This window comes from Lysinibacillus sp. NPDC093688, assembly GCF_050280145.1.
GTDB classification, from domain to species: domain Bacteria; phylum Bacillota; class Bacilli; order Bacillales_A; family Planococcaceae; genus Lysinibacillus; species Lysinibacillus xylanilyticus_B.
Genome location: NZ_JBNNUX010000012.1, coordinates 40,409 through 66,500, shown reverse-complemented (window position 1 = coordinate 66,500; position 26,092 = coordinate 40,409). Strand labels below are relative to the sequence as shown.

At 35.7% G+C, this 26,092-nt stretch carries 29 protein-coding genes and 1 other RNA gene; 18 read left to right on the top strand and 12 right to left on the bottom strand.

The window, feature by feature from the left end; genetic code table 11:
• Nucleotides 1-10 precede the first annotated feature (10 nt).
• The 3 genes from ACQKN2_RS11685 (at nt 11) to ACQKN2_RS11675 (ending at nt 4,035) form a co-directional block, all read left to right on the top strand.
• Nucleotides 11-1,351, top strand: coding sequence for an erythromycin esterase family protein (locus ACQKN2_RS11685; protein WP_427415126.1), 1,341 nt, complete (start codon nt 11-13; stop codon nt 1,349-1,351).
• Between the two features lie 203 nt (nt 1,352-1,554).
• Nucleotides 1,555-2,133, top strand: a complete 579-nt coding sequence (locus ACQKN2_RS11680; protein WP_403000213.1) for a sensor domain-containing protein — start codon at nt 1,555-1,557, stop codon at nt 2,131-2,133.
• Nucleotides 2,134-2,247: 114 nt separating this feature from the next.
• Nucleotides 2,248-4,035, top strand: coding sequence for a response regulator (locus ACQKN2_RS11675; protein WP_427415125.1), 1,788 nt, complete (start codon nt 2,248-2,250; stop codon nt 4,033-4,035).
• Nucleotides 4,036-4,116: 81 nt separating this feature from the next.
• Here ACQKN2_RS11675 and ACQKN2_RS11670 read toward each other — a convergent pair whose 3' ends face one another.
• The 5 genes from ACQKN2_RS11670 to ACQKN2_RS11650 all read right to left on the bottom strand — a co-directional run bounded on the left by ACQKN2_RS11670 (nt 4,117) and on the right by ACQKN2_RS11650 (nt 8,369).
• A complete protein-coding gene (locus ACQKN2_RS11670; protein WP_427415124.1) occupies nt 4,117-4,833 on the bottom strand; it encodes an alpha/beta fold hydrolase in 717 nt (238 codons plus the stop codon).
• A gap of 262 nt (nt 4,834-5,095) precedes the next feature.
• A complete protein-coding gene (locus ACQKN2_RS11665; protein ID WP_427415123.1) occupies nt 5,096-5,803 on the bottom strand; it encodes an ABC transporter permease in 708 nt (235 codons plus the stop codon).
• The gene (locus tag ACQKN2_RS11660; protein ID WP_427415122.1) at nt 5,800-6,648 is read right to left on the bottom strand and encodes an ABC transporter ATP-binding protein; all 849 of its coding nucleotides are present in this window, start codon (nt 6,646-6,648) and stop codon (nt 5,800-5,802) included. Before ACQKN2_RS11660 ends, ACQKN2_RS11665 begins: the two co-directional genes overlap by 4 nt.
• A gap of 148 nt (nt 6,649-6,796) precedes the next feature.
• Nucleotides 6,797-7,753 (bottom strand): LytTR family transcriptional regulator DNA-binding domain-containing protein, encoded by a 957-nt coding sequence (locus ACQKN2_RS11655; protein WP_427415121.1) that lies wholly within the window; start codon nt 7,751-7,753, stop codon nt 6,797-6,799.
• Nucleotides 7,740-8,369: a dienelactone hydrolase family protein gene (locus tag ACQKN2_RS11650; RefSeq protein ID WP_427415120.1), complete on the bottom strand. Its 630-nt coding sequence runs from the start codon at nt 8,367-8,369 to the stop codon at nt 7,740-7,742. Before ACQKN2_RS11650 ends, ACQKN2_RS11655 begins: the two co-directional genes overlap by 14 nt.
• A 555-nt stretch (nt 8,370-8,924) precedes the next feature.
• On the opposite strand from ACQKN2_RS11650, the gene ACQKN2_RS11645 reads away from it, so the two are divergent.
• Together ACQKN2_RS11645 and ACQKN2_RS11640 are read left to right on the top strand one after the other, a co-directional pair.
• A complete protein-coding gene (locus ACQKN2_RS11645; RefSeq protein WP_427415119.1) occupies nt 8,925-10,439 on the top strand; it encodes a DEAD/DEAH box helicase in 1,515 nt (504 codons plus the stop codon).
• Nucleotides 10,440-10,456: 17 nt separating this feature from the next.
• Nucleotides 10,457-11,236, top strand: a complete 780-nt coding sequence (locus tag ACQKN2_RS11640; protein WP_427415118.1) for a YqhG family protein — start codon at nt 10,457-10,459, stop codon at nt 11,234-11,236.
• Nucleotides 11,237-11,282: 46 nt separating this feature from the next.
• Here ACQKN2_RS11640 and ACQKN2_RS11635 read toward each other — a convergent pair whose 3' ends face one another.
• Together ACQKN2_RS11635 and ACQKN2_RS11630 are read right to left on the bottom strand one after the other, a co-directional pair.
• On the bottom strand, nt 11,283-11,603 hold the full coding sequence (locus tag ACQKN2_RS11635) for an ArsR/SmtB family transcription factor (protein WP_427415117.1): 321 nt from the start codon (nt 11,601-11,603) through the stop codon (nt 11,283-11,285).
• Entirely contained in the window at nt 11,600-12,025 is a 426-nt protein-coding gene (locus ACQKN2_RS11630; protein ID WP_427415116.1) for an SRPBCC family protein, read from the bottom strand. The genes ACQKN2_RS11635 and ACQKN2_RS11630 overlap by 4 nt, the downstream gene beginning before the upstream one ends.
• 419 nt (nt 12,026-12,444) lie before the next feature.
• Between ACQKN2_RS11630 and ACQKN2_RS11625 the strand changes: the two genes are divergently transcribed.
• The gene (locus ACQKN2_RS11625; protein ID WP_427415115.1) at nt 12,445-13,074 is read left to right on the top strand and encodes a LysE family translocator; all 630 of its coding nucleotides are present in this window, start codon (nt 12,445-12,447) and stop codon (nt 13,072-13,074) included.
• A 208-nt stretch (nt 13,075-13,282) separates the two neighbouring features.
• Here ACQKN2_RS11625 and ACQKN2_RS11620 read toward each other — a convergent pair whose 3' ends face one another.
• On the bottom strand, nt 13,283-13,495 hold the full coding sequence (locus ACQKN2_RS11620) for a transcription initiation factor TFIIIB (protein WP_427415114.1): 213 nt from the start codon (nt 13,493-13,495) through the stop codon (nt 13,283-13,285).
• Nucleotides 13,496-13,870: 375 nt separating this feature from the next.
• Nucleotides 13,871-15,184 (bottom strand): short-chain fatty acid transporter, encoded by a 1,314-nt coding sequence (locus ACQKN2_RS11615; protein WP_427415113.1) that lies wholly within the window; start codon nt 15,182-15,184, stop codon nt 13,871-13,873.
• A 299-nt stretch (nt 15,185-15,483) separates the two neighbouring features.
• Between ACQKN2_RS11615 and ACQKN2_RS11610 the strand changes: the two genes are divergently transcribed.
• The 6 genes from ACQKN2_RS11610 (at nt 15,484) to ACQKN2_RS11585 (ending at nt 19,253) form a co-directional block, all read left to right on the top strand.
• Nucleotides 15,484-16,362, top strand: a complete 879-nt coding sequence (locus tag ACQKN2_RS11610) for a LysR family transcriptional regulator (RefSeq protein WP_427415112.1) — start codon at nt 15,484-15,486, stop codon at nt 16,360-16,362.
• 107 nt (nt 16,363-16,469) lie between these two features.
• Nucleotides 16,470-17,177 carry a CoA transferase subunit A gene (locus ACQKN2_RS11605; RefSeq protein WP_427415111.1) on the top strand — a complete coding sequence of 236 codons (708 nt, stop codon included), beginning with the start codon at nt 16,470-16,472 and terminating at the stop codon, nt 17,175-17,177.
• Entirely contained in the window at nt 17,177-17,818 is a 642-nt protein-coding gene (locus tag ACQKN2_RS11600) for a 3-oxoacid CoA-transferase subunit B (RefSeq protein ID WP_427415110.1), read from the top strand. Before ACQKN2_RS11605 ends, ACQKN2_RS11600 begins: the two co-directional genes overlap by 1 nt.
• Nucleotides 17,819-17,877: 59 nt before the next feature.
• The gene (locus ACQKN2_RS11595; protein WP_427415109.1) at nt 17,878-18,636 is read left to right on the top strand and encodes a kinase; all 759 of its coding nucleotides are present in this window, start codon (nt 17,878-17,880) and stop codon (nt 18,634-18,636) included.
• Nucleotides 18,637-18,660: 24 nt separating this feature from the next.
• Complete coding sequence (locus ACQKN2_RS11590) at nt 18,661-18,843, top strand: hypothetical protein (protein ID WP_427415108.1); 183 nt, start codon at nt 18,661-18,663, stop codon at nt 18,841-18,843.
• Nucleotides 18,840-19,253 carry a VOC family protein gene (locus tag ACQKN2_RS11585; RefSeq protein WP_427415107.1) on the top strand — a complete coding sequence of 138 codons (414 nt, stop codon included), beginning with the start codon at nt 18,840-18,842 and terminating at the stop codon, nt 19,251-19,253. The genes ACQKN2_RS11590 and ACQKN2_RS11585 overlap by 4 nt, the downstream gene beginning before the upstream one ends.
• A 216-nt stretch (nt 19,254-19,469) precedes the next feature.
• Here the strand turns inward: ACQKN2_RS11585 and ACQKN2_RS11580 are convergent, their stop codons facing one another.
• Nucleotides 19,470-19,925 carry a hypothetical protein gene (locus ACQKN2_RS11580; protein WP_427415106.1) on the bottom strand — a complete coding sequence of 152 codons (456 nt, stop codon included), beginning with the start codon at nt 19,923-19,925 and terminating at the stop codon, nt 19,470-19,472.
• Nucleotides 19,926-20,174: 249 nt separating this feature from the next.
• Between ACQKN2_RS11580 and ACQKN2_RS11575 the strand changes: the two genes are divergently transcribed.
• The 3 genes from ACQKN2_RS11575 to ACQKN2_RS11565 all read left to right on the top strand — a co-directional run bounded on the left by ACQKN2_RS11575 (nt 20,175) and on the right by ACQKN2_RS11565 (nt 22,508).
• A complete protein-coding gene (locus ACQKN2_RS11575) occupies nt 20,175-20,744 on the top strand; it encodes a tetratricopeptide repeat protein (RefSeq protein WP_427415105.1) in 570 nt (189 codons plus the stop codon).
• Nucleotides 20,745-21,107: 363 nt separating this feature from the next.
• On the top strand, nt 21,108-22,289 hold the full coding sequence (locus ACQKN2_RS11570; protein WP_323651085.1) for a NupC/NupG family nucleoside CNT transporter: 1,182 nt from the start codon (nt 21,108-21,110) through the stop codon (nt 22,287-22,289).
• A gap of 45 nt (nt 22,290-22,334) precedes the next feature.
• Nucleotides 22,335-22,508, top strand: a complete 174-nt coding sequence (locus tag ACQKN2_RS11565; RefSeq protein WP_427415104.1) for a hypothetical protein — start codon at nt 22,335-22,337, stop codon at nt 22,506-22,508.
• On the opposite strand, the gene ACQKN2_RS11560 is transcribed toward ACQKN2_RS11565, so the two are convergent.
• Nucleotides 22,505-22,747, bottom strand: a complete 243-nt coding sequence (locus ACQKN2_RS11560) for a DUF3923 family protein (protein ID WP_427415167.1) — start codon at nt 22,745-22,747, stop codon at nt 22,505-22,507. The genes ACQKN2_RS11565 and ACQKN2_RS11560 overlap by 4 nt on opposite strands.
• A 757-nt stretch (nt 22,748-23,504) precedes the next feature.
• Nucleotides 23,505-23,697: non-coding RNA, 6S RNA (ssrS, locus tag ACQKN2_RS11555), on the bottom strand.
• Between the two features lie 247 nt (nt 23,698-23,944).
• Between ssrS and ACQKN2_RS11550 the strand changes: the two genes are divergently transcribed.
• The 3 genes from ACQKN2_RS11550 (at nt 23,945) to ACQKN2_RS11540 (ending at nt 26,045) form a co-directional block, all read left to right on the top strand.
• Nucleotides 23,945-24,283, top strand: coding sequence for a zinc ribbon domain-containing protein YjdM (locus tag ACQKN2_RS11550; protein ID WP_427415103.1), 339 nt, complete (start codon nt 23,945-23,947; stop codon nt 24,281-24,283).
• Between the two features lie 237 nt (nt 24,284-24,520).
• Nucleotides 24,521-25,051, top strand: coding sequence for a sigma-70 family RNA polymerase sigma factor (locus tag ACQKN2_RS11545; RefSeq protein WP_427415102.1), 531 nt, complete (start codon nt 24,521-24,523; stop codon nt 25,049-25,051).
• Nucleotides 25,044-26,045 (top strand): anti sigma factor C-terminal domain-containing protein, encoded by a 1,002-nt coding sequence (locus ACQKN2_RS11540; RefSeq protein WP_427415101.1) that lies wholly within the window; start codon nt 25,044-25,046, stop codon nt 26,043-26,045. Before ACQKN2_RS11545 ends, ACQKN2_RS11540 begins: the two co-directional genes overlap by 8 nt.
• Nucleotides 26,046-26,092 lie beyond the last annotated feature (47 nt).

The following is a 26,092-nucleotide window of genomic DNA, read 5'->3' as shown; positions in this document are numbered from 1 at the left end:
GTGGAAAAAAATGAATAAGAAAAGAATAATTGCAATGGTTAGTACAGCTTTATTAGTCACAGGATGTGGAGAAGTAGGAAAGGCTCAAACAGTAGCAGTCGAAAAAGTAGCAGTCGAAAATTCAGGCCAATCAATCCAAAAAAATATAGTTAAATCAATACAATCACAGGCTTACCCATTAAAAACGATAGAGCCGTCAAAATCATTTGAGGATTTAAAACCACTTAAGAAGATGATTGGGAGCGCACAATATGTAGGATTAGGAGAGAATACTCATGGAAGCTCTGAAATTTTCACTATGAAGTTTCGACTTGTGAAATATTTGGTTACTGAGATGGGTTTTACAAATTTCACAATGGAAGAAGATTGGGGAAACGGCTTAAAGTTAAATGAATATATCCAAACAGGAAAAGGAAACCCTAGGGAATTTTTAAACTTGTTATATCCTACTGATGAAATTATAGCCATGATTGAGTGGATGAAAGATTATAATGCTGATCCATCCAATAAAAAAAAGATCCAATTTATTGGGCTCGACTTAAAGGAGTTGGACCAAGGTTGCTTTAATAAAGTAATTGATTATGTAAGGCTGCATCGACCAGATTTGCTGGCAGAAGTAGAAGAAAATTATAAAGAATTGTCGGCTTTTAATGGAAGTACACAGGAATATATGGACCTTGCTCCTGAAATAAAAGAAAAGTTCAAGGCAAACGCTGAGAGAGTAGCTCGATTACTAAAAGATGAGAATAAGCAAGCCAACACAGAAATAGCTTCACCCGAGTACATCTGGGCGAAAGCAACGGTAAGTGCAATAGAGAAATTTACCACAATGCTAATTCCTAACGACTATCCAAGTATGTTAAAGCTACATGAGCAATACTTGGCCGATCATGCAATGTGGGCACAAGAGACATTGGGTGGTAAAACGATGGTATGGGGACACAATGTTCATATAGCTAAAGGAATTATCGATGAGAAATTATACCCTTATGTTGCGGGGAAGTATTTGAAGGAACGTTTAGACAATAATTATGTCACAATTGGCAGTACAACTACGGAGGGGAATTTCACCTTATACAACGACACCGCAGATAAGATTATAACGGATCTGATTCCACAAGATGTAAATAGTTTCAATTATACCCTCGGAAAAGTACCATATAAAATGTTTTTATTGGATAACCGTCACCTTAAAGGACCAGCAGAGAAATGGGTTAAAGCAAAAAGACCATTACTAAGTATAGGGGGACGACTCGTACCGAACGAATCGGCATACTTTGATAAGTCATTGCTTGAGCAATTTGATATTATTTTTCATATTCGAAAAACAAGTCCATCTCATATTAAATAAAAGTGCAAAACAATCCGTTCTTGCATCTGCAAGAACGGGATTGTTTTGTGGAGGTTAATAAAAGCATCTTTTTTTAACCAGAAGTAGGTTACTCTCCCCTTTTTAGCATCATTTAGAAATGTCATATGACACTTTTACACTAGTGAGAATGACAAAAAAAGCAGTACATTTCGGTTATTACATAGATAGGAGCGATGAACTTTATGAAATCAAGATTCATCAAGAATGGTTATTTTTTATTGCTAACTTTCGTTACAGGATTGTTTTATTTTTGTTTTTATCTAATAGCTCTGCTATTCAGCTTCACCCTTTCATTTACGGTAATTGGGATTCCACTAGTTATACGCGTACTACAGACTACTACACCTTTTATCCAATTCGAGCGCATACAGACGAAAATTTATACAGATATTTCAACAGACTCTTATGATAGAAGTATAACAATAGATACATCGAACTGGACTCAGGTGAAATTAGTGCTTACCGATCGTCGCAATTGGTCTGCTGTCTATTGGTTAATGCAGAAATTTGTGATTGGCATTTTTAGTCTCATTTGTGCAACCATTTTTTATATAATGCCACTTATGTTGCTGTTCGCACCACTACTGTATCGCTACTTCGAAATGAATATTATATTCATACAGATAGATACTTTTGCCAAGTCACTCTTTGTAATGTCTATGGGTATAGTATTTATCGCCATAAGTAGTAGAATAGTAGATGGTTTGACAAAGAAAATTGGGGGCTATACACGTAGCATGATTCGGCAACTAAATCGATAGAAGTTTGCCTTCTGTGAGAGAATTGTAGTGTAAAATTAAAAATTATAACAATGTATGAAGGATTAATTTATAAAATAGGAAGTAAAAAGGTAGGCTATTTAGGGGGTAAATGACTTGTTAGATATGGTTAAGTATTGGGTTTGGTACGATTGGATTATGTTAGGAGTCCGTATACTTGTTAGTATCTCTATCGTCATAAACACATTAGATTTTCCGGTTAGTTTAACATTGCCACTTTGGATTATTATTTTTTGGGAGGTTGTTGCCTTCTCGATTCCATGGGTAGCCTTACTATTCAATTATAAATATTATTTGTTCACAGAAATACTGCTATATGGTGGACTATGTATATATTTAACCTCATTATTTCCGGAAGCTTACATCACATTTCTTATATCGGTGTTTCTAATTGCTGCGAATAGTAAGCATTTGTCCTATTATTGGACAGCTCCAACAACAGTTTTTATAACAACTGGAATTCTCTATGCGGTTGCGCCAAGTAATAGCTATTGGATTTTGGTTACCTACTATGGACTCGCTTATGTAATGGGCTTCGCTTTCCATTTATTAATCGTCAATCATAAGCAAAATGAAGCGATTCGTAAACAAAACGCGGTACTTGAGCAATATATGTCTCAGATTGAACGCATTACACTGGCAGAAGAACGGAACAGACTGTCGAGTGAGCTTCATGATACAGTTGGTCACGCTTATACTTCTATTATTATGGGGATGGAAACGTTGCGTACCGAACTTGCTACTGAAATGGGTATACAGAGGCTAGATTCTTTGCTTGAAATGGGACGTAAAAGCATCGAGGACGTGAGAGGTTACCTACATCAAATGGATTCTCCGTGTCAATCGTCTTCCTTGATTCAATCTCTACAAAATCTTGGAGCCGAATTTCAGGAGCACGCTCAGGTATATGTAAGTTTTAGGACATTCGGAGAGGAATATCAACTGTCTCAGCAAGCGAAGATCGCATTCATTCGTTGCTTACAAGAATCTCTTACAAATGCAGTACGTCATGGTCAGGGGACTGAAATTATAGTTTCATTGCAGTTTGAACAACAATATACGAGGTTAGAAGTTCAAGATAACGGAAAAGGAAATGTAGAATGGCAGGAAGGCTTCGGTATGAATGCGATGAAAGAACGGGCAATGAATTTGCAGGGGCAATTGTCTGTATATACAAAGCCAGAGGAAGGAATGCTTGTTACATGTACCATACCGCGACAAATTGAAATAAAAGATGGACTTATTCGTTTGTTAATTGTAGACGACCAGCCATTTGTTCGAGAAAGTTTGAGGACACTACTCGATAGATATGAAGATTTAAATGTAGTCGGTTTGGCTGAGGATGGCAATCAAGCCATCGATTTGTGTGGGCGCCTTCAACCCCACGTTATACTTATGGATTTAGATATGCAGCACATGGATGGAATCGAAGCAACCAAAAAGATTAAGCAACAATGGCCACATATCCGCGTATTGATTTTTACAACGTTTCAAGATACCGAACAGGCGTTAGAATCGCTTCGCAACGGTGCGGATGGTTTTTTACTCAAATCTATTGAAACGTTGGAGCTAGCTAATACGATCCGACTTATTCACAAAGGTGGGACACTGATTGATCAGGGGATGTCTCACAAAATATTTGAGAAGTTTGATGAGCAAAAAGAGACACCACAATCAAAAGCAACCGCTTATGAGCTAACAGCTAGGGAGATAGAAATATTGCAGCTAGTAGCAAAAGGACTTCGATACAATACGATAGCTTCAAGGCTATATTTATCGAATGGTACGGTCAGGAACTATGCTTCAACAGCTTACTCAAAGTTAGGAGTGCGTAACAAGGAAGAAGCTGTCCACAAGGCTCTAGAAATTGGAATTATTGATTGAACTACCCCCACTTTCACTTCGTTTAGAAGTGGGGGATTCCTAAGTAAAGAGTTCTATCGAACTCAAATTTATTAGGCTAGCTTAACAAGAACTATCCAATTTTTCTAAGAATTCATTAATTATTTGAAGATATTTATTTAAATCTGGCTCCCATAGTTCATGTCCCGAACTAGCTATCTCAATTATGTTCACATCATTAAGGTAATTCCTATATTTTTCAACTTCCATTTCTTTCAAAAGTGAACCATCAGTTCCACCCTTAATAATTAATACAGGTACTTTAATCAAGGATAATTCACTATAAAGGTCAATTTGTCTTGATTCTTTCTGGATACCTGTTACAACATGTCTCCTGCCTTCGTTTAAATAACCACTATTAAGAATTCTATCTGACCATGTTTCAGGTATGTAAGGGTATTTTGCAGGGTAATCGCAGATAATCAAACCTTTTATATCAGTCTGTTCCGAAGCAAACTTAATCGCATATGGAACACCCATAGAATATGCCATTAAACAATAATTCTTAACTTTACAATCTGATATTATAGCATGTAGGTCTTTAACATGGTCATCAAAAGAATATCCACCTTTGGGGGCATCACTATTTCCACGGCCTCTTAGACTCATCGTTATACATTTTCTTGATAATAGTTTTCCCAACAAATCAGTTGATTGTTCTGCAAAATTTAAAGCACCTGGCACATAAACTAAAGGGGTTACAGACGTATTATAATCAGCACTTTCAAGGTAATGAATTTTAACTTTTTCTGAATTTGCCCATCTATCTATAAACCTCATATCAACACCTCATTTTCTGGTTTATCCTCTTAATTATTCTTTATTAACTTATAAGTCCCCTCCTTAAACTAACCTGCTCCGTTAGTTGAATAGCAACAATCTTTTAGAAAACAACCTATATCTTTGGTAAAAAAGAGGATAGATAGAGCGAATTTATTTAAGCTCTTCTATCCTCTTAATTTCTATACATATAATGTGTGACATTAAATAAGAATTCATTATTTAAAGTAATTTTAGCTTATAACTTGACTTTTAATAAAAATTAATCGACCATTCTTTTTTTATAAATATATCCTACTACTATCCAAGTTACTATTGACCATGCGATGATAGTAGCTATTGGAATAATGACATCCATTGTTGTGTATGTTCCTTCTAAAGCTTCTGCTAATAGTAGCAATTGAGAACTTGGTAACCACTCAGCGATTTTTAAAATAGGAAAGGCAGACGATAATGCTAAGGCAAGCGAGCCAAACGAGAAAATAATGATAACTGGTAGAATAATAAGAGATCCTTCCATAATCGTTTTGGCGAATAATCCACATAATGTTCCTATTGCAATATAAAACACAGTCGAAAGTATTAAAGCGATAGCTAAGATGAAAAGATTAGCTGGGTTATAGCCAACTATGAAAATAGTCAATGCTACAACTACCATTGTAAGGATAGAGACAAACAAGCTTTTACCAATTAAAATATCGCCAAGTGAAGCAGGGGAAAGCATTAGACTACGAAGCGTATTTTTTTCTTTCTCCTCTGCAATTAGACAGCATTGTACATAGGCAGTCACCGTAGAAAATGCAATATTTATTGGAAGGAAATAGGCATCGATAGTAGCTGCACCTGTTTTGTTGTATAAAAATGCCATAACAAGTGGCATAAGTAACATAACGGATACCGCATAGTTACGTGAAAATTCCTTGTAATCTTTCATTAAAATAGCTTGAATACGTGTCATTGAAAGGTTCATACTAAATCACTCCCTGTTATTTGCATAAAAATAGTACCTAGTGTTGGCTCATTCGTATAAATGCGTGAAACTTCGTTCGATTGCATCCAATGAAACAGTTTTTCTGCATCCTGTTCTCCATTTTGAATGACTTCACTGGCGCCATTTTTTAATTCAACGGTAATAGATTCATCACCGAACTCTTTTTTCAAATCCTTTGGCGCACCAATTGCTCGAATTTTTCCTTTATGTAAGAAGGCTACACGATCACAAAGTATTTCTGCTTCACCCATATCATGTGTTGTTAAAAATATTGTTGTACCCATCTCGTTTAATTTGCGCAATCCATTATAAATATGTTGTGTATTAACAGGATCGAGTGCAGAAGTTGGTTCATCTAAAAATAATAGTTCTGGTTTATGCATGATGGCACGTGCCAGCGTAACACGTTGCATCATTCCTTTAGAAAGCTGACTAATTTTCTTCTTACGGTCACCGTATAGGTTAACAAAATCCAACGCCTCTTTTACGGCTGATTTAGGTAATTGATATAAATTACTAAATAGTAATAAATTCTCCTCGATTGAAAGTCGTGTATATAGTCCGCTATTATCTGTTAAAATACCGAAGCGTTTACGATTGTTACTTTGTTTCATCTCATTTGCTGGGCGGCCAAACAATAAAACGTCGCCATCAGTTTTTTCAGTTTGTGCTGTTAATATTTTAATAGTAGTCGTTTTTCCGGAGCCGCTAGGTCCAAGAAAGCCGAATATTTCTCCTTTTTGAATGGTAAATGAAACATCCTGTAATGCTGTTTCCTTATTAAATGTTTTTTTCAAATGCTGAACATCGATCACTGCGTTCATTTGATAACCTCCCTGTGTTGTTGTTGATGTCTCAACTATAAGGGACAAAGAAGATAACAACATTAAATTACAGGTGAAAGGCAGTAAAATGACCATTAGCGGAGAAATAGTTTAGCTGACAGGAGTCGTTTATTTCCTGGGAAATCTACTAAATTCCGAGTATTTCCTTTAAATCAGCAAGCTTATTTTTCGACAAAGGTACTACGGTCTTTTCATTGCTATTTAAGGCTAGGCTGTAGCTATTGCGAGTCCATGTAATGATTTCCCGTACCTTTTGTAAGTTAACGATATATGAGCGATGACTTCTAAAAAAGCCAAATGGTGTCAGTTTCTGCTCAAGCTCATTTAGTGATAATGTACATGGAAAGGCTTCACCTGTAACATACAGTGAAACAACACCCTCAACACTTTCAATATAATCGATTTCAGGGGGATTAAATAAAATAATCTTATCGTTCTTCTTTGTAGGGATTTTATCAAGTCGAATAGGTGCACTTTCAAGAGAGGGAGAAGCTAGTTCTGCCTCATCTTCTTTCACATCTAATGCATGTAAGCCCATTGCATCCAGTCTATGTATTTCTGTACTCGAAACGATTAAATCCTCAAAATTGTTAGACAGTAAAATGACTGTTTTATTCTGTTTTTGAAGGACGTCCAATAACTGAATGACTTTTTGTTTGGAAAACTCATCTAGATTTTGGAATGGTTCTTCTAAAACTTGTATCGGTGCCTGATTAAGATATGTATGAATAAATTTTAAGCGTAGCTTTTCTCCATTTGAAAGCTTGCTGATTTTAATGCTTTTTTTCTCCGTTAAAGCGAACAATGTTAATAGATCTTCCAGCTTTTCAGAAGAAGCATTAAAAAGCTTTAAGCAAAATTTGATATATTCTTGAACCGTCAGTCGCTCATACAAGGCATTTTCACGAAAATGTGTATACGTATTGCTTTGCTTCGCAAACCACTGTATTAATGTATGTATTTTTGTCACGTCCGTATAGATGCCAATAATAATGCCAGGCTGCATAGATAGGTGGAAATTTGGATAAATTACATTTCCTCCTTCTATATAAGGATCAATAATTATGCTTTCATTTTGATTCATTACTTAGTCCTCCTTGACTTTGTTTAATTTCGAAAAATTGCGAGATTTCAGCCTGTGCCTGTAGATAACTTTCATAAAAATAGTTTGAATGATTGCAGTCCATAAAACCATGCTGACCTAGATATTGTTTCGTATGAACAGATGGCAATGCATCGAGTGTTCCTTTTAAGTCATGGACATTAAAACTTTTCTCATGACTTGGTAAAATAACGAGTGTCGGACAAGAGGGGATTACATCTAGGTATTGGCGAATGCGTGAACCATAAACGCAAACGATTCCTTGTAATGGCAGTGTTGATAGTCTCCAAGCTAATGTTGCACCCACGCTAAATCCGATTAAGAGCACTTCATCATAATGTGACCTAGCCTCCAATATTTTTTCTGTGAGTTGTTCAAGGGGAGTATCAAAGCCGATTTCAGTTATGAAATACGCATAAGCGTGCTGTTCTTGCTTATATGGAAATATTCTATTGTCTATATATAAAGAAATGCACTCAACAGTAGTGTTGGCGTTACTGTATGCCTCAGCTTGCATTTTTATAAAATCGTTGACTCCATAAATCTCATGTAAAATAAATACTTTCCTTTTCATGTTGACCTCATTTTGTTTTTCCAATAGTGTATCAAAAAGTAATCAAATAGTATATTTTAGAAAATTTTGGTCCGCATTTTATTATTTTAAAATAATTATTCGATGGTTAATAAATTGACTGTAGCTGTTAAGTTGAAAGGAGAATCTGTTACCTTAAATAAAAAGAGAAAAATCCACGCAGACTTTTGTGGCTCTTGATTTGATCAAAGAAAGCGAGGCGGATTTTTCTATTGATATAAGTCTTTATTTTAAGCTTCTTTCTCAAAGATTGTTGCTTCAGCCTCCACTCCAATCAACCACTTCGCCAAGCATGTATCTCTGGCATGACATTCTAATTTATAGTAATAAAACTATGTTTTATTTTGCGAATGCAGAGGTACACTCGCGTCACTGTTATGAGTCTATTTGTTCAAATATGGTGATAAGTCATAGCGTTCATTTTAAAACGCATAAAATTGATAAAATTCTATACTGATGTTGATTGGAAAAACTTTATTAGATATTTATTTTCTTTCGCAAAAGCTTAACATAGCTTTCTCTTTTTTGGACAACCTAAACTAGAAATAATGGTATGAGGTGATGATCATGAAAATAGAAAGGTCGTCCGAATGGGAAGAGGGCTTTATAAATAAACTAAATCATCTTGAAAAGTGGGATAGTTGGACATTGTACAAGATGAATTATGACATTGTGAAAATGAAGTTAATAACTGATTTCACAGGTTTACAGGCGACAAAGTATTTACCAAACTTAAAGCCGCTTAAGCACCAGTTGGAAGCAGCAGAGACAGTCATTGAGCGTATGAATGGTAAAGCGATATTAGCCGACGAGGTAGGTCTTGGTAAAACAATTGAAGCAGGTTTAGTTTTAAAAGAATACCTGATTCGAGGACTCGTAAAAAAAGTTTTAATATTAGCTCCAGCATCTCTTATTAATCAGTGGGTTGAAGAATTAAATATAAAGTTCCACATTCCAGCAGTAGCTTATAAAAAAAATGTTCAGATTGAGCGCCATGATGTTCTTATTATGAGTATGGATACGGCGAAGAAGAGTCCTCACAGAGAGCGCATTTATGAGCAGAATTACGACATGATTATAATCGATGAAGCGCATAAACTAAAAAATCATAAAACCCAAATTTATGAATTTGTACAAGGCTTAAAGAAAAAGTTTTGTTTATTATTAACGGCAACACCGATTCAAAACGATGTTTTTGAATTATTTTATCTTATTTCTTTACTTAAGCCTGGTCATCTTGGCAATTATGATACATTTCAATCTGCATTCTCGGCAAGTAAGCATGATTTAGAGCATAATGATTATTTAAAAGAATTAGTGAATCAGGTGATGGTGAGGAATAGGAGGGAGGACACGGGTATTGAATGGACAAATCGCCGTGTTCAAATTGTTCCTATTCGATTTACGAAGGAAGAAGAGGAAGTTTATAATCTGCTCGGAACGCTTCAAAATACAGGCTCTTTTTCAATGATTACATTGCAGAAGGAAATGTGTAGTAGCAAAGAGGCAACGGCTTTAACGTTAACTAAAATGCTTGAAGACAATACTCAATCACAAGAAATTGAAGATATACTAGCAAAATTAATGGCCTTAGAAGTGAATTCAAAGGCGAAAAAGACACTTGAAATAGTCGAACAGGCCAAGGATAAAGTGATTATTTTTACAGAATATAGAGCTACTCAAATTTATTTGCAATGGTATTTACATTCTAACGGTATTACGAGTGTTCTGTTCAACGGTAAATATAATAAAAGTAAACGTGATTATATGAAGCATCTTTTTAAGGAAAGGGCACAGGTTCTAATCGCAACAGAGGCAGGTGGTGAGGGGATTAACCTTCAATTTTGTCATCATGTCATTAACTATGATTTGCCCTGGAATCCGATGAAGCTAGAACAACGAATTGGTCGTGTACATCGATTAGGGCAAGAGCATGATGTTCATATTTATAATCTGGCTATTGCCAATACGATTGAAGAGAATATATTAGCATTACTTCATACGAAAATTGATGTTTTCGAAAAGGTAGTAGGCGACTTAGATGCGATTCTATCTAACTTTAAAGAATCTGTATAGTGTAAGGGAGAAGGACTATGTATCCACAGCAAGTTCATAGTTATTTACGACAATTTTTCACTGAAAATGATTGCCGTATTGTAGGAGAAGATCAGCATTATCTTACAGTACAATTAACAGTTGATATCGATAAAAGAATAATGAATCGCCCTTTTTATTGGCAATACGTAGAAGCTACAAATAGTGAAGCAAACCCAGCCCAAGTAACTTTCATTACAAATCAAACAGCATCAGCTGGGAGCCTTTATGGCGAAGGTATTCATTTCGGTTCTCCGAGAATGAACCAGCTTTTTCAAGCAACAAGGGAGCTAGGAGCTTATGTTCAGCTTTTTGAGAAGGTGGATACCGCAATAGGGCAAGTTATCCTGACTCCATGGCTAGGTGTTAATTTTAAAGTGTCGTATTGCTGCGACCAAACGAAAGAAATGCTTTATTCATTTGGCATAAACTTGCTAACGGGGATCATAAATGAGGAATTTCAAGAGACAATATGTACAGCCGAATTTGACACTGTTCCAGCAGATAATGCTTTTCATGTGCAATTTATCATAAAGCCCCTTAGAGCACTCGAAAGATTAAATGCTACTATTGAAAAAATCATTGAACAAGATGATCATTCATGGGCTACTAAAGCAAAAAAACGATGGCAACGTGATCAGCGAGTTCTCGATTATTTTTATGAAGAGGAAGAAGACAAACCAGAATGTTATGAAATTGAAAAGAAGGCATTAGAGGAACAATACGATACGAAAATTAAAATAGAAATTATTAATGGTGGATTATTTTATCTTTATTAAAATTAAACGAGGAGCTGTCCCTGATAGTAGGACAGCTCCTTGCCATTTAATTATCTTCAAAAATACTTTGTAGTTTTGCCAATTTATTATCCCAAAATAAATCAAAGTACTGTAGCCAGTCTTCAATCTCTTTTAGTTTTTCGGCATGTAATGTGTATACTTTTTCTCGTCCCTTTTTCTGGGCAGAGACTAGCTCAGCCTGTTCTAAAATTTTTAAATGCTTCACGACAGCAGTTCGGCTTATAGAAAAATTCTCAGAAATAAGTGAGATCGGTTTATCACTTGAGGCAAGTAGCTGTAGGACATGACGTCTTGTTGGATCAGCGATAGCTTGAAAAACATCATACTTTACAGCAAGTGGTGTCATTGTGATTCCACAACTTCTTTTAATTTTTTGCCGACAAGCATTGTCCAGCCGCCTTCCATTGTTGTACGAATAGCTGCAGCAGGCATGTTAGCTTTAGGAATGATATGTGATGCTTCTTTCCAGCCACCATGAGTTAACGTAAATTCTGTTTGCTCACCAATTTCTTTCAGTTCAAAAGTGACAAACCATCCATCTGTATCCCATGCAAAACGAACAAAATGTGGAGCATCTACTTGTTCTACTCGACATGGTGAAGGGCCAAACGGTGATTGTATTGAAAATTCATGCCCTTCAATTGGCTTAAAATTATTTGGCATAAGCCAAGAAGCAATCTTTTCAGCGTCTGTTACTGTTTCCCATACTTTTTCAATCGGTGCATTGAGTGTAACTGTCTTAACAATATTCTCTAGTTTTTCAGTCATTTAAAATGAACTCCTTTTCAAAAAAATATAACCTTAAGGTGTTATGAATATATAACACCTTAAGGTTACATGTCAATTGTAAATGTTTTATCCATCCTAATTAATTAGAAGGCTCTGATTTCCGTTACGGGCTACTCGCTTTCCTGCGGGCGAGCGTCGAGCCGCTTCCTCCGCTTCGCTCCGTGCAGGGTCTCGTCTGTCTCGCTTTTCCCGCGGGAGTCAAGTAGCCCTACACTACAATCAGTAAAAATGGGCATACATTAGCAAAATATCCACAAAAAACTCCTTTTATCATTCAATAATAAATTCCTAATCAACAGCACTGACTTTAGATAAATTTCTTTCCATACCTTTTTGAATTGCTATCCGTATGTTAAAATTATTTTTATAATTTTCTGATTAAAAGGGAGGGTATTAAAGTGGTGAACATATCTGTCTTTTTATTAATGTGTATTTTATTAATTATTTTGCCTGGTCCGGATACGGCGATTGCAACAAAAAATACACTTACCGTAAGTAGAAAAGGGGGTTTACAGACTTTACTCGGTTCGTGCTGTGGATTATTGATTCATACTTTTGCAGCAGTTATTGGACTTTCCGCGATTATTGTAAAGTCAGCATATGTATTTGCCATTTTAAAATACGTCGGAGCGGTCTATTTATGTTATTTAGGTATCAAAACCTTATGGGCATTACGTACGCAGCCTCCTGTAGTGCAAGACGAGACCCAAATTGATCATAAATATTCGAAGCAATCATGCTTTAAGCAAGGCTTCTTAACGAACGTTACAAACCCCAAGGTGGCTGTATTTTTTCTCACATTTTTACCTCAGTTTGTAGATGGCAAGAGCGGTACATTTATTCCGTTTCTTATCATGGGGCTTATTTATACAGCGTTAACAGGATTTTGGTTTGTATTTTATGTTTACTTGTTGGATAAAATTAGCGCATTTATGAAAAAGCCGACGACGAAAGCTGTTATCGAAGGATTGACAGGCGCAGTGTTAATAGGCTTTGGCATTAAATTGGCATTAGAAAAAGCCCACTAATTTGTCATTCGAAAAATGATAGAGCTACTTAAATAAGAAAAAATCCATACTATATAAAATGAAGATAAAGTTATTTAATTAACCCCGTTCTAAGTTTAGGACGGGGTGAAAGGTATGGTTTTATAAACAACACTAGAAAATATAAGTTATTTAAAATAATCTAAGCCTTTTCCAACAATAGCGTCCGTTACATGAATCATTTCTATCCTTATTTCCAATAAAGTGTATCCTTAAATTTCTCTGGCTTTTTTACATAGCTTTCGATAATAAATCCACAGTCTGTGCAAATAATGTATTCAACAACTGAACCTATACTAGGCATATTATCTGGGTACATAACTGCAGGCCCCGTATGCTTACCTTTCCCTAACTCCTTCCCACCACATTTTGGACATTCAATTACTTTCGTAGAATTCTTCAATTTGAAACCCTCCCCTTATATATGTGAGTCAACTATTTTCCTGATATATCCTATTATCTATTAGTACGAACTGTATGTAAAATAGTTCCATAAAATAGCTATTTATCATTTCCTTATTCAAATAGCATTGCATTGCTTGTGCAAGCCACTCCTCTTCTTCTGATGAAAGAGAGAAGGGAAGAGTAGAGTGTCCTGTTCTAATTCAATATTTTTCATTGTAAAAGCTAACGTAACGTGAAAAGTATGAGAAAAAATAATTTCTACAAAAGGACAATGCATTAAATTTGTACGAACGTTTTAAAGGTCAATTCAGCTCATTCAAAAGGAAAATAAAAACTTCACGGATAAATATTCCGTGAAGTACTTTATATCCAGCTAGAAAAACAGGAAGCCAATGCTAATAATAATGCCTGTGAAGAGTAAAATGAATAAACAGAAGCCCATTATATCTCTAGCCTTTAAGCCAGCAATTGCAAGGGCTGGTAGTGCCCAGAAAGGCTGAATCATATTTGTCCAAGCGTCACCCCATGCGATAGCCATAGCAGTTTTAGCGTAGTCGGCACCTAAAGAGGTTGCGGCGTCTAGCATAATAGGAGCTTGCACCGCCCATTGTCCACCACCTGACGGTACAAAGAAGTTAACAAGTCCCGCAGAGAAAAATGTAAACAAATAGAAGGTATGTTCATTGGAAATAGTAACGAACCATTCTGAAAATACAGCAGCTAAACCAGAAGCGGTCATCATGCCCATGATCCCTGCATAAAACGGAAATTGAAAAACGATGCCTGTTGTTGTTTTAATAGCATCTTGTGCAGCCGCAAGGAAACGCTGTGGTGTCCCGTGAAAAATGATACCCAACACAATAAAAATCGTATTGACCACATTTAAATCAAGGACAAAGCCTTTCGTCATAAAATGATGTACTAAATATACGAGTCCAATAATAGCAATTAGAATTGTTAAAATATAACTTCTTTCAGAGCGGCTAGCAAAGTTGTTTTCAGGCTTAGGCAACTCTGTTTTTTCTTCTACTAATAAAGCAGGGTCAACTTCTACTGTATCTACTTCCTTTGGCATCATCCAGCGATTAAAGAACGGTAAAGTGAAGACGATAACAATAACTATAAATAAATTATACGTTGAAAATAATGTAATATTTGTTGGGATGATTCCCATAATATCAGCAAACTTATGACCTTCAGTCGCGATGGATAACGGAATTGAGCCAGCTAATCCACCATGCCAAATAACAAAGCCTGAATAGGCACTAGCAATTAATAAACGATAATCTACTTTTTTAACATGACGAGCAATTTCCTTTGCAAAGAGGGCCCCAATAACAAGCCCGAATCCCCAGTTAATCCAGCAAGCGATTAGTGATACGAATGTAACAATGATAATCGCCATGCCTGGTGTTTTGATTTTACTTGCAATGGATGATAATCCTTTTTTAAAGACAGGACTATTGGCTAAAATGTGACCTGCAGCTAAGACAATCACCATTTGCATTGTAAATGCTAATAGTTCCCAAAAACCATCTCCCCAATATATCACCATATCGAGCGGAGAAGAATCTGTTAATGTAACCCCTAAAAGTAATACTAATACTGTGAGTATAGTGACAAATATGTATGGGTCAGGTAAATATTTTTCCATAATAGCATTTGAAATTCTTGTTAACGTTTTCATGTTAGAAATCCCCCTTCATTTTCTGCCATCCCTTATTGCTAATTGTACATAGGAAAGTGAATAAAGAAAGGTGAAATCGGAATTAAGAACAATAAATGGAACATAATGTAGAAATAAATTCACGATTACTATCGCGGGATATAAATGTGATTGAAATCATAACAAAGCCTTATTGCTATTGTGTTTGGTCTACATATTTTAAAGAAGAAGGATAAGTAGAAAATGAGGAGAATTTATTACTAAATAGGGAATTTTGGAATATTTTTTATACCAAATTAGAATAAATAGGGGGTATCTATATGGAGTTGCGAGATTTAAAAGCTTTTATGACCGTTGTTGAACATGGGAGTTTTTCAAAGGCAGCTAATGAGTGCTTTATGTCACAGCCTTCATTAAGTAAAAGCATTAAAAAGTTGGAGAATGCTCTTCATGTAGAGTTGTTAAACCGATCTACACGCAATATAGAATTAACAGACGCAGGTAGTATTGTCTATAAACAAGGACAAAAAATAATACGTTCAGTACACGATTTACATATATTATTGGATGATTTATCGAACATCAAAACAGGTACGATCAAATTGGGGATTCCGCCGCTAATCGGCACACTATTTTTCCCTGAAATTGCTCGGAAGTTTCATAAGCAATATCCAGAGGTGCATTTAGAGCTTGTGGAACGGGGAGCTAAAATGATCGGAACATTAGTAGAAAATGGCGATGTTGATATGGGAATCGTCGTTATACCTACCGATGATAGGAAATTTTCTGTCCAATCATTTGTAGAAGACCAATTTTTTGTTTTTATTAATGAATCCCATCCACTAGCTCAGCAAGAACATATTCGATTACAGGATTTAAAAAATGAAACATTCATTATCTTTACAGAGGAATTCACACTACATGATTATGTCATTAAATCATGTAAAAGCGTAGGATTTACACCAGTAGTCGGCTATAAAAGCTCGCAATGGGATTTAATAGTGGAGTTAGTATCCTCGAACTTAGGGGTGACACTTTTACCATACTCAATTGCCGCAAAGCAGACGAACAAAAATGTCAAAATTATTCCATTACTTAACTTTGACATGCCATGGCGTTTAGGTGTTATTACGAAGAAAAATACTTATCAATCTTTTGCATTAAAGCAGCTACTCAGTACAATACGTTCTGACAATTGATTTATGCACTTTTAGAATAAATAGTATTCTAATTAATTCCTTTACTTATAAAATAGTATTGAGGTAGAATTTTCCTTAATAAACGAGAAATTTTAGGGGGTTTCGATATGGGGAAGGGGAAAGTGTGGAATTCGTTTGAGGAGGCCATCGCTGATATTAAAGATGGAGATACGTTAGCCGTAGGGGGCTTCGGGCTATGTGGAATCCCCGAAAAATCTATTGCATCGCTAGTCCAAAAGGGAACAAAGGACTTAACGGTTGTAAGTAATAACTGCGGTGTGGATGATTGGGGTTTAGGGCTTTTATTAGCAAATAAACAAATTAAAAAAATGATCGCATCCTATGTAGGTGAAAATAAAATTTTTGAGCAGCAATTTTTAAGTGGGGAGCTTGAAGTAGAATTGACACCACAAGGTACGTTGGCAGAGCGTATGCGAGCTGGTGGAGCCGGGATTCCGGGTTTTTACACAGCTACTGGAGTGGGGACACCCATCGCTGAAGGGAAAGAAGTAAAGGTTTTCGATGGCAAGGAATACATTTTAGAAAAAGGTATTGTCGCAGACTTTGCACTAGTCAAAGCATGGAAGGCGGACAAGCTAGGAAATTTAGTTTTCAGAAAAACATCACGTAACTTTAATCCACTAGCTGCAATGGCAGGAAAAATTACGATTGCAGAAGTAGAGGAAATTGTTGAAGTTGGAGAGCTAGATCCAGATCATATCCATACACCTGGAGTGTTCGTGCAGCGCGTTTTACTAGGTGGCAGCTATGAGAAGCGTATTGAGCGTTTGACGGTAAAAAAGGGGGATGCGTGATGGCGGATACAAGACAAAGAATAGTAAATAGAGCAGTAAGAGAAATACAAAATGGCATGAACGTCAATTTAGGTATTGGTATCCCAACACTAGTAGCCAATGCAATTCCATCTGATTATGACGTCCTTTTACAATCAGAGAACGGACTTCTTGGCATTGGTCCATATCCAGCAGAAGACGCGGTCGATCCTGATTTAATTAATGCAGGTAAAGAAACAGTCACTGCAGTTCCAGGTGCCTCCTTCTTTGATAGTGCCGAATCATTTGCCATGATTCGCGGAGGTCATATCGATCTGGCTATTTTAGGTGGCATGGAAGTATCTGAAACGGGTGACCTTGCGAACTGGATGATTCCGGGGAAAATGGTGAAAGGTATGGGAGGCGCCATGGACCTTGTAGTCGGGGCAAAAAGAGTAGTCGTCGTGATGGAGCATGTCAATAAAAATGGTGAGTCAAAAATAAAAAAACAATGTGAGCTACCGTTAACCGGAAAGGGCGTTGTGCATAGACTAATTACAGATTTGGCTGTTTTCGATTTTACAGATGAAGGAATGCAGCTTATAGAATTAGCAGAGGGTGTCACGTTAGAAGAAGTAAAAGAGAAGACAGCTGCTTCCTTTATTGTTGCTTTAACATCATAAATTAAATGAAACCAGTTCTTTTGATAGAGCTGGTTATTTTTTATTAGGAGTATCGATAAATGGATATACATGAACTAAAGTGCGATATTATTAATCAATTTAACTTCTTTCAGCGGGTGTCCAAACACTCGCTGAAAGAAGTTAAAGCCTCCGGTGGATGTCACGGAATCGGTAAGGAGTGCTTTGTGCAAGCACAAAGCCGATTCCGGACGCAATTATGCCGTGGCATAATTGATAAGAGCTCTGTTAAAGAGAGACCATTCATTGTTGCGATTGATGGATTAGGTGGTGCAGGCAAGTCCACTGTAGCTAACAAACTGGCGGAGGAACTACAATCGATTTGTGTTGTAAAATTAATCCATATAGATAATCATATCGTAGAAAGCAGTAAACGTTATGATACTGGCCATGCTGAATGGTATGAATACTATTATTTACAATGGGATGTTGAATTGCTTAAAAATAATATGTTGTTACCATTACATAATAATAATTTACAACTCCAACTTCCGTTTTATAATCAATCATCAGATACCGTGAACGATAGAAAAATAAAATTAGAAACGAATAGTATTTTTATAATCGAGGGCGTATTCCTTTTAAGGCATGAATGGAGAAACTTTTATGATTATCGTTTATTTCTAGATATCCCTCGAACAGTTCGAGAGGAAAGAGTATTACAAAGGGATGCCTATATTGGAGATTTTCAAGCACGACTAAATAAGTATCAAAGAAGATATTGGCCAGCTGAGGAGTATTATTTAGAAAAAGAAAATCCCTTGGCAACTGCAGATAAAATTTGTGATTTTTCAAAGTAGAATTGTCACTTCGCGGGTATTTACATGGATTGCGCGGGTATTTGTCTCCAATTCGCGGGTATTTCAATCAACATCGCGGGTATTTTACCTTCAAGCGCGGGTATTTCTGAAGAGCATGAAGTTGATTGTGATTTTTCAGACTATTGGCTGTTCTCTAGCTCTATTTTGCCATTATATAATGATGGAAAAGGAGAAAATTATCTATGAGACAACAATGGTCAGATGAATTACAGGTGGCACAGGTACGTGTAGCAAGACCGACTGATAAAATAAAGGAAATTGAAAAATTTTATTGCGAAGGCGTAGGGTTAGAAAAAATCGGCTCTTTTTCAGGACATCGAGGCTACACTGGCATCATGATTGGTCTTCCAAATGCCAGCTATCATTTAGAATTTATAGAGCATATTGAAGGAAGTCCTTGCCCAGCACCAACAAAGGATAATTTGCTCGTACTGTATATTCCAAATCGTTCAACCATACAGCGTATTGCTGAACGCTTATTGCAAATGGGCTATCCTGAGGTGGAGCCAGAAAATTCATATTGGGCTGAAAAAGGCGTCACAATTGAAGATCCAGATGGCTGGCGTCTAGTATTAATGAACACAGAGGGGATATAAATTCTTTTCAGCAAATGTTTTAAGTACCGAAAGCGAAGCGTCAGGTACAAATTTTTCACTTCCGATACCCCTCGTGGTATTAAAACGTAGCCTTTAATAGTGAAGGGTAGAAAAGGTATTTAGAAGGAAATATATTACAAAAACCTTTATCTGAAGCAATTAAAAAGATACCCCCTTATGTATACGCGAGGGGGTATCTTGTTGTTGAAAAATGTTCTATTGTCCTAAAGAAGCATCTTGATGATAATGAGTAGCAGTAGATTCAATATCTAGTTGGGTATAGTTCGCCCAATTAACCTTTCTAAAGTCTTCCTCACTAAAGTAAATATTTAATAGCTCTGTCATAGATTTGTTACCGTTAGGTTTCGTTAACGGTGCATACCAATTAATAGCTGGAGTTTTAACACTTGGTAGCTTAGATAGCTCTGCAAATATTTTTGTGGAATCCTTTAGCATTTGATTTTTCATACCTTTTGTCACATCAGTATCCTGTATAGAGATTGATACGATACCATTCTTTTCTTCCACAGTGAATTTATTTTTAACGATAGCTCCTACTATATCTTCAACGGAAGTATTTTTATCGACAGCAACTTCCTTTGGAGCAGTATTTTTCCCGCAAGCTGATAATAAAAGTGTGACTAGTAAAAATAAATAAAATAACTTCTTCAATGTAATAACCTCCCTTGTTACTACCATATATGCGCAAAATGGAGGTGAATTATACAAAAAGAAGATAGGTTATAAATTCCTTTTTCAAGATTAACATGGAGTTACTTTCAATTGGATTCAGAGGACAATCCCAACATGACAGTGCATTGAAATAGAATAATTTCTTTATGGATAATATTTATCTTTATTTTTTCCGTTTTAAGTGGGGATGTAAATGAAGATCAGAAAAACTATTGGAGGCATTGAAAAATGAACTTTTCAAAGTTTAAAAACTGTCTTTTGACAATAAGCGAAATAATTTATTTTGATAACAATGAGTATCTTCGTGAAAAAACGTCTAATCCTTTGAGGTTAAAAGAAATGATAGACATTGCTGAAAATTTACTTGCAAATACAACGAATGAAGATGAGAAATATTTTTTAATGGGAACGCTGGGGAACTTATATAGAATTTATGGAGAACCACAAAAAGCCATTAACATCTTATCAGAATGCATTATAATTGCCTACAATCAGAACGACATCAATCGAGAAATCGTGTCATTAATACGTCTAGGAGAGGCAATTAAATATAACGGTAATCCAATGGAAGCATTAACAATCTTCAATGATGTTTTAGATAAATGTAAGGCAGACAATAATTCGTTATATGTGGACTTTGCCATTCAACATAAAGGAAAGTGTTTGTTAGAATTAGGGGAAATGGCAGAGGCAGAAAAATGCTTTAAAGAAGCATTAAAGCTAAGGGAACTTAAAGGTGATGTATCACTTATTGAATCTACCCGACAAGCATTAAATTTAACTTCTTTCAGCAAATGACTTTTGTACCGAAAGCGTAGCGACAGGTACAGGCGTTCAAACACCTAATATAAGTTCATTTAAATCAGTATAATTTGAATACAGTTTACAAAAACTTGTAGTAAACGGAGACCATCATTTATGAGGGTCTTTTTTTATACGATAATCTTGTAAGCGTATACACTTTTAGCAGAGTTTTTTCTTTTAACTATTGAATTGCTAGTGAAAACAATGTATAGTGAAGTGATTTGTCTGACGTCTGACCGTCTGCATATTTTAAGTTTTAAGATCTATAGCTGTTATTCCAGTTCCAATAATGGAACATAATGAGTGAAACGGCTATCGAACGCGAAAAAATTATCAATATTATTTATGGAGGAACTCATGAGATACTTAATATCCTTTTGCGGATTGCTACTTGTTTTTGGTTTAGCTCTGTTGATGAGTAAAAACAAAAAAGAAATAAAATATAAAAACATAATTATTATGTTGATCATCCAATTTTTATTTGCAGCATTACTGCTAAATACAAAGTTTGGTTATGTTCTAATCAAAGGATTTACAAACGTATTTGATCATTTATTGTCTTACGCAAGTACGGGCATAACTTTTGTTTTTGGTGGTTTAGCGAATGAAGGGGAGTATTCCTTCTTCCTAAATGTGTTATTACCAATTGTATTTATATCTGCATTGATAGGGATCTTACAGCATTTTAAAATTCTTCCTTTCGTCATGAAATGGATAGGTTTACTTTTAAGTAAAGTAAATGGCATGGGGAAATTGGAATCATATAATGCTGTTGCTTCTGCAATGGTAGGTCAATCTGAAGTATTCATTACTGTAAAAAAACAATTAGATAAAATTAGTCCACAGCGAATGTATACATTATGCGCATCTGCAATGTCGACCGTTTCTATGTCAGTTGTTGGCGCATATATGACGATGATTGAACCAAAATATGTTGTAACGGCGATTGTGTTGAACTTGTTTGGCGGATTTATTATTGTTTCAATCATTAATCCGTATACAGTAGAAGATAGCGAAGATATTTTAAAAATTGAAGATGAGCATAAGCAATCTTTCTTCCAAATGCTTGGAGAATATATCATGGATGGCTTTAAAGTAGCCATCATTGTGGGAGCTATGCTGATCGGTTTCGTAGCATTAATGGATTTAATCAATTCACTATTTGATATGATTCTTGGTGTATCCTTCCAAGATATTTTAGGTTATATCTTTGCACCAATAGCTTTCCTAATGGGTATACCGTGGGCAGATGCTATTACTGCCGGAGGAATTATGGCAACTAAATTAGTAACGAATGAATTTGTTGCAATGATAAGCTTAGGAGAGGCAGCTAAGTCTATGAGTGCACATACAGTGGCGATTATTTCTGTCTTCCTTGTATCCTTTGCAAACTTTGCATCTATCGGTATTATTGCTGGAGCGGTAAAAGGTTTGAATGAAAGACAAGGGAATATAGTTGCTCGCTTTGGTTTAAAGTTGTTGTATGGAGCAACACTCGTTAGTATCTTAACGGCTACAATTGTAGGTTTCGTTATTTAATTTAATAAAAATTGAACTGCACTCCAATTGGGGTGCAATTTTTTTATGTTTAAAGTGTGTGGTTATCGCAATCATGAATGGCTAACGGAAAGTTTAGTGGAAGAATGGAAGGGGAGTTTAATGATCATCGGTCCAACAACAATAGGCATTTTAACTTCTTTCCATATAAAAAAAGCCACTTTAAGTGACTTAGAAAACTACAAAAACCACCGTTGTTAAGATAGTCTTTTTGTTAAAGTATTAGTGGAACCTTTTCTAGCAAAATGAATAAAAATGAGTAGTATTAGTTGGAATAGTACAACAAATAAAAATACAATACCCAAAATAATGAATGCTACCATTTTAAGTTCAGGAGTTTGAACTACCCCTGCAAAATCAACTGTTCTTACTCCAATAAATATTGCTCCAGCAGCAAAAATGAATAGCCATACAATATTTAGAGCCCACCATATTTTCATACCCAAAATAAATATCTCCTTTCTATTCTAGAGTCGCGCAAGAACGAAAATCAATAAGCATTCTAAAACCAATACGCTATTTAATAAAACACTTTTGTTGATAAATCTTAATGCTCCGATCGATATTTTTCCTTTAATGGTGTAATTGTACCATTTTTCCTTTTTGCAGGAAACGAACTTTAGACGGTACGCTCTCTCAGCCTTAAGACTGATTCCCTAATAATTCACAAAAATTAATGACTAATTAAATGAACAAAAAAACAGATAGCCGATATCAGCTCATGTTGATAAAAAAATCACCCTCCAATAATGAAGGGTGATTCGTTCAAAAGCCTTGTGGCTGTATGATTAAATTAAAAAGCCGCGTATGGTCTATGTATTCTTTGATGAAAGTAAATTAAAGAAAGAAGTTAAAATCGAAGTACAGATATAAAAGAAGAAACGGCATAAAAGGAAATCTTAGAATTGAGAGACAAATGATATTAGGCAATCGTCGTATAATTGCAATGTAAGGATTACTTAATGATGAGATTAAATATATGTAAAAAGTAACTGCGTATTCATAATGGATATGCTTTTTCTTTTGTAAATATTGCAATTATATAAGTACCGTGATTAGAAATAAACCATAGAATGAAACGGTAGAATATTTAATTCCCTCAACATTTTCTCCATTTTTTCCCCACAACAAAAAATCTCCCATAGTTTTCACTATGAGAGATTTACTTCAAAGCCTTGTGGCTGTATGATTAAATTAAAAAAAGCCGCGTATGCCGTAGTTATTATAGAAAGTTTTAAACCACCACTCCTCAAAGTGGGTGTTCGCAGAAGCTTTCCTGCTTATCCTCATGCACCATGGTGTGAGGCCCGTCATTCCAACTCCAATAATAAAACTCCCTTTTACAGCTTAAAGGTTAAAACTTAATATTGTACGAACAATGCAGCCTTTAAGGATATAATAAGGCATGTTAAACGAACTTGCAAGTAAGATGGTTTGTACAAAAAAGTCAATGGGCAAGTGTCCCAATTCATACATTTCCAAAATGAAATATCTCCAAAAACATAAAGCCGATTCATACTTTATTCACAAATGCGAACGAAAAATACGAACAAACTTTACTTAGTAGGGCGGAGTATGTAAGATAAAGGAGCATATATAGGGTTTACCTAGATAAAAAGTAAAAGGAGGAAGCAGAAATGGCAGCTTATCCAAATTGTCCAAAATGTAATTCTGAATACACATATGAGGATGGAACGAACTTCGTATGTCCAGAATGTGCGCATGAGTGGAGTACTGATGGAACGGAGCAAGAGGCAGATACGCTAATCGTAAAGGATGCGAATGGCAATATACTTGCGGACGGCGATTCTGTTACAGTTATTAAGGATTTAAAGGTTAAAGGTAGTTCTTCAACATTAAAAATTGGGACAAAGGTGAAAAGCATTCGTCTCGTTGAAGGCGATCACAATATTGATTGTAAAATCGATGGCTTTGGTGCAATGAAATTAAAGTCAGAGTTCGTTAAAAAGGCATAATTACTGTAAAAAGAGTCGTGAAATGAATCGCTCCAACTTGATGTTGGAAGGTCATTCTAAATCGACTCTTTTTTATTTTTATTCAGTAGGTGTCTAAACACCTACTGAATAAAAATAGAGCCTCCGAACGCAGTTACGCCAAGGCGAAATTGATTTTAATAAAAAAATTAGTAATTACTGTAACATTTAGAAAAGACATACGTTTTACTTGTGAAAAAACGAAATGAGGGAGATGGCATGGACCGACAGCGGAAAAACGAGCTAGAGCAACTTTATGAAAAATACGCGAAATCGTTATATTATTTTCTGCTGAAGATGTCTGGATCAGTACATATAGCGGAAGATTTAGTTCAAGAAACATTTGTACGAGCCACGGTATCGTTGTCGTTTTATAAAGAAGAGGATGTGAGAGCATGGTTATTCAAAGTGGCACGGAACACGTACTTAGATGAATGGCGTAAGCAAAAGAGACGAAGGACAATTCCGTTCGCACACTTATTTTGGAAAGATGAAATGCTAAGTCCATATGGGTTACCAGAAGAGGATCTTTTAACGCAAGAAGTATCAGAAGATGTACAGGCGTTGCTGAAATTTTTGCCTGAAAATTACCGAACGATTTTATATTTACGTGAATATGAACAATTCACCTACTTAGAATTGCAGGAGGCACTAGAGCTTTCTGAGGGGCAGGTGAAAATACTTTTGCATCGTGCTCGTAAAAGATTAGAAGAAGTAGTGAAAAAGAATGGGGGTTTTCAACATGACTGAGTGGTCGCAGGAGAATGAAAAAAAGATTTTAAGAAAATACCGTTTTACGTTAACATTTCGAGTACTACGTATATTGCTAATATGCTTCGTTATTTATGCTCTCTATTTAGCAGGGGTGTCCATCGTTTTTGATAAAACGCGTCCGGATCTTAAACATGCTTATAATTCTTTAATGGTACTTGAATGGCAACAACCGAATATTAAAGGTCAATATTCTATGGGATTGCCTGCAGAAATAACACCATTTCTAACACAAAAAATGAACTATCCTCTTGAGAAACAGGTAGGAAAGGAAAAAGTAGTAGTCGGCGAAATGCATGTTGAAAAATCTATATTGAATTCTAATTCATCTACGAGTATGGACTTAACGTCGTCAAATACTTCACAACAATTTAATTTTAATTTACCCGAAGATCCTGTAACGGGAAAAGCAACCTCATCTCATCTTAATAACAATGTATGGAAGACGTTAGATAAATTACCTGAGGGAACTGTAGCGGAAATGGCATTTTCGACTTCAACATTTAAAGAGCCTAAAGAATTGTTAAAAATGCTTGCTCCGTACGAAGTCAGAATCGTTTGGATGCCATTATATACAGGTGAGTATAAATCCTTTGAACCAACTTCTTCTGACCGCTCTAGTGGCACAATTACAATCCATGATAGAATCGGGCTATCAGGTGGCTTAACAGTTAGTGATGATTATTCACATATATCTGAAGCACAGGACTTAACAAGTTTGAAAGATAGCGAGCTTTGGATGGTTAGAAATATGGAAAAACTATTGAAAAATGAAAAGCAAAGCTATTATGAGGAGTTTCTCGGTTTACACCATTTGCAAGAACGTTATGATTATATAAAAAAGAATGGTTTTCAAGCTTATGGTGCTGTTGTAACAGGACCGACAAGGGAACTATGGAAGCTTCAATTTTTAGAAGGTATTTCTAATGAAATGCTAGGGGATGTTGAACTTATGAATGGGTATAATTGGTGATGAAAGAAGTTGTCTCAGATACTTGAGACAACTTCCTTCTGCAAGGT

Bases quoted from the DNA above. Each gene is read 5' to 3' on its own strand.
- ACQKN2_RS11685 (WP_427415126.1), top strand. From the start codon at position 11: ATGAATAAGAAAAGAATAATTGCAATGGTTAGTACAGCTTTATTAGTC.
- ACQKN2_RS11680 (WP_403000213.1), top strand. From the start codon at position 1,555: ATGAAATCAAGATTCATCAAGAATGGTTATTTTTTATTGCTAACTTTC.
- ACQKN2_RS11670 (WP_427415124.1), bottom strand. From the start codon at position 4,833: ATGAGGTTTATAGATAGATGGGCAAATTCAGAAAAAGTTAAAATTCAT.
- ACQKN2_RS11665 (WP_427415123.1), bottom strand. From the start codon at position 5,803: ATGAACCTTTCAATGACACGTATTCAAGCTATTTTAATGAAAGATTAC.
- ACQKN2_RS11660 (WP_427415122.1), bottom strand. From the start codon at position 6,648: ATGAACGCAGTGATCGATGTTCAGCATTTGAAAAAAACATTTAATAAG.
- ACQKN2_RS11655 (WP_427415121.1), bottom strand. From the start codon at position 7,753: ATGAATCAAAATGAAAGCATAATTATTGATCCTTATATAGAAGGAGGA.
- ACQKN2_RS11645 (WP_427415119.1), top strand. From the start codon at position 8,925: ATGATCATGAAAATAGAAAGGTCGTCCGAATGGGAAGAGGGCTTTATA.
- ACQKN2_RS11640 (WP_427415118.1), top strand. From the start codon at position 10,457: ATGTATCCACAGCAAGTTCATAGTTATTTACGACAATTTTTCACTGAA.
- ACQKN2_RS11635 (WP_427415117.1), bottom strand. From the start codon at position 11,603: ATGACACCACTTGCTGTAAAGTATGATGTTTTTCAAGCTATCGCTGAT.
- ACQKN2_RS11630 (WP_427415116.1), bottom strand. From the start codon at position 12,025: ATGACTGAAAAACTAGAGAATATTGTTAAGACAGTTACACTCAATGCA.
- ACQKN2_RS11615 (WP_427415113.1), bottom strand. From the start codon at position 15,184: ATGAAAACGTTAACAAGAATTTCAAATGCTATTATGGAAAAATATTTA.
- ACQKN2_RS11610 (WP_427415112.1), top strand. From the start codon at position 15,484: ATGGAGTTGCGAGATTTAAAAGCTTTTATGACCGTTGTTGAACATGGG.
- ACQKN2_RS11605 (WP_427415111.1), top strand. From the start codon at position 16,470: ATGGGGAAGGGGAAAGTGTGGAATTCGTTTGAGGAGGCCATCGCTGAT.
- ACQKN2_RS11600 (WP_427415110.1), top strand. From the start codon at position 17,177: ATGGCGGATACAAGACAAAGAATAGTAAATAGAGCAGTAAGAGAAATA.
- ACQKN2_RS11595 (WP_427415109.1), top strand. From the start codon at position 17,878: ATGGATATACATGAACTAAAGTGCGATATTATTAATCAATTTAACTTC.
- ACQKN2_RS11590 (WP_427415108.1), top strand. From the start codon at position 18,661: ATGGATTGCGCGGGTATTTGTCTCCAATTCGCGGGTATTTCAATCAAC.
- ACQKN2_RS11585 (WP_427415107.1), top strand. From the start codon at position 18,840: ATGAGACAACAATGGTCAGATGAATTACAGGTGGCACAGGTACGTGTA.
- ACQKN2_RS11575 (WP_427415105.1), top strand. From the start codon at position 20,175: ATGAACTTTTCAAAGTTTAAAAACTGTCTTTTGACAATAAGCGAAATA.
- ACQKN2_RS11570 (WP_323651085.1), top strand. From the start codon at position 21,108: ATGAGATACTTAATATCCTTTTGCGGATTGCTACTTGTTTTTGGTTTA.
- ACQKN2_RS11565 (WP_427415104.1), top strand. From the start codon at position 22,335: ATGTTTAAAGTGTGTGGTTATCGCAATCATGAATGGCTAACGGAAAGT.
- ACQKN2_RS11560 (WP_427415167.1), bottom strand. From the start codon at position 22,747: ATGAAAATATGGTGGGCTCTAAATATTGTATGGCTATTCATTTTTGCT.
- ACQKN2_RS11550 (WP_427415103.1), top strand. From the start codon at position 23,945: ATGGCAGCTTATCCAAATTGTCCAAAATGTAATTCTGAATACACATAT.
- ACQKN2_RS11545 (WP_427415102.1), top strand. From the start codon at position 24,521: ATGGACCGACAGCGGAAAAACGAGCTAGAGCAACTTTATGAAAAATAC.
- ACQKN2_RS11540 (WP_427415101.1), top strand. From the start codon at position 25,044: ATGACTGAGTGGTCGCAGGAGAATGAAAAAAAGATTTTAAGAAAATAC.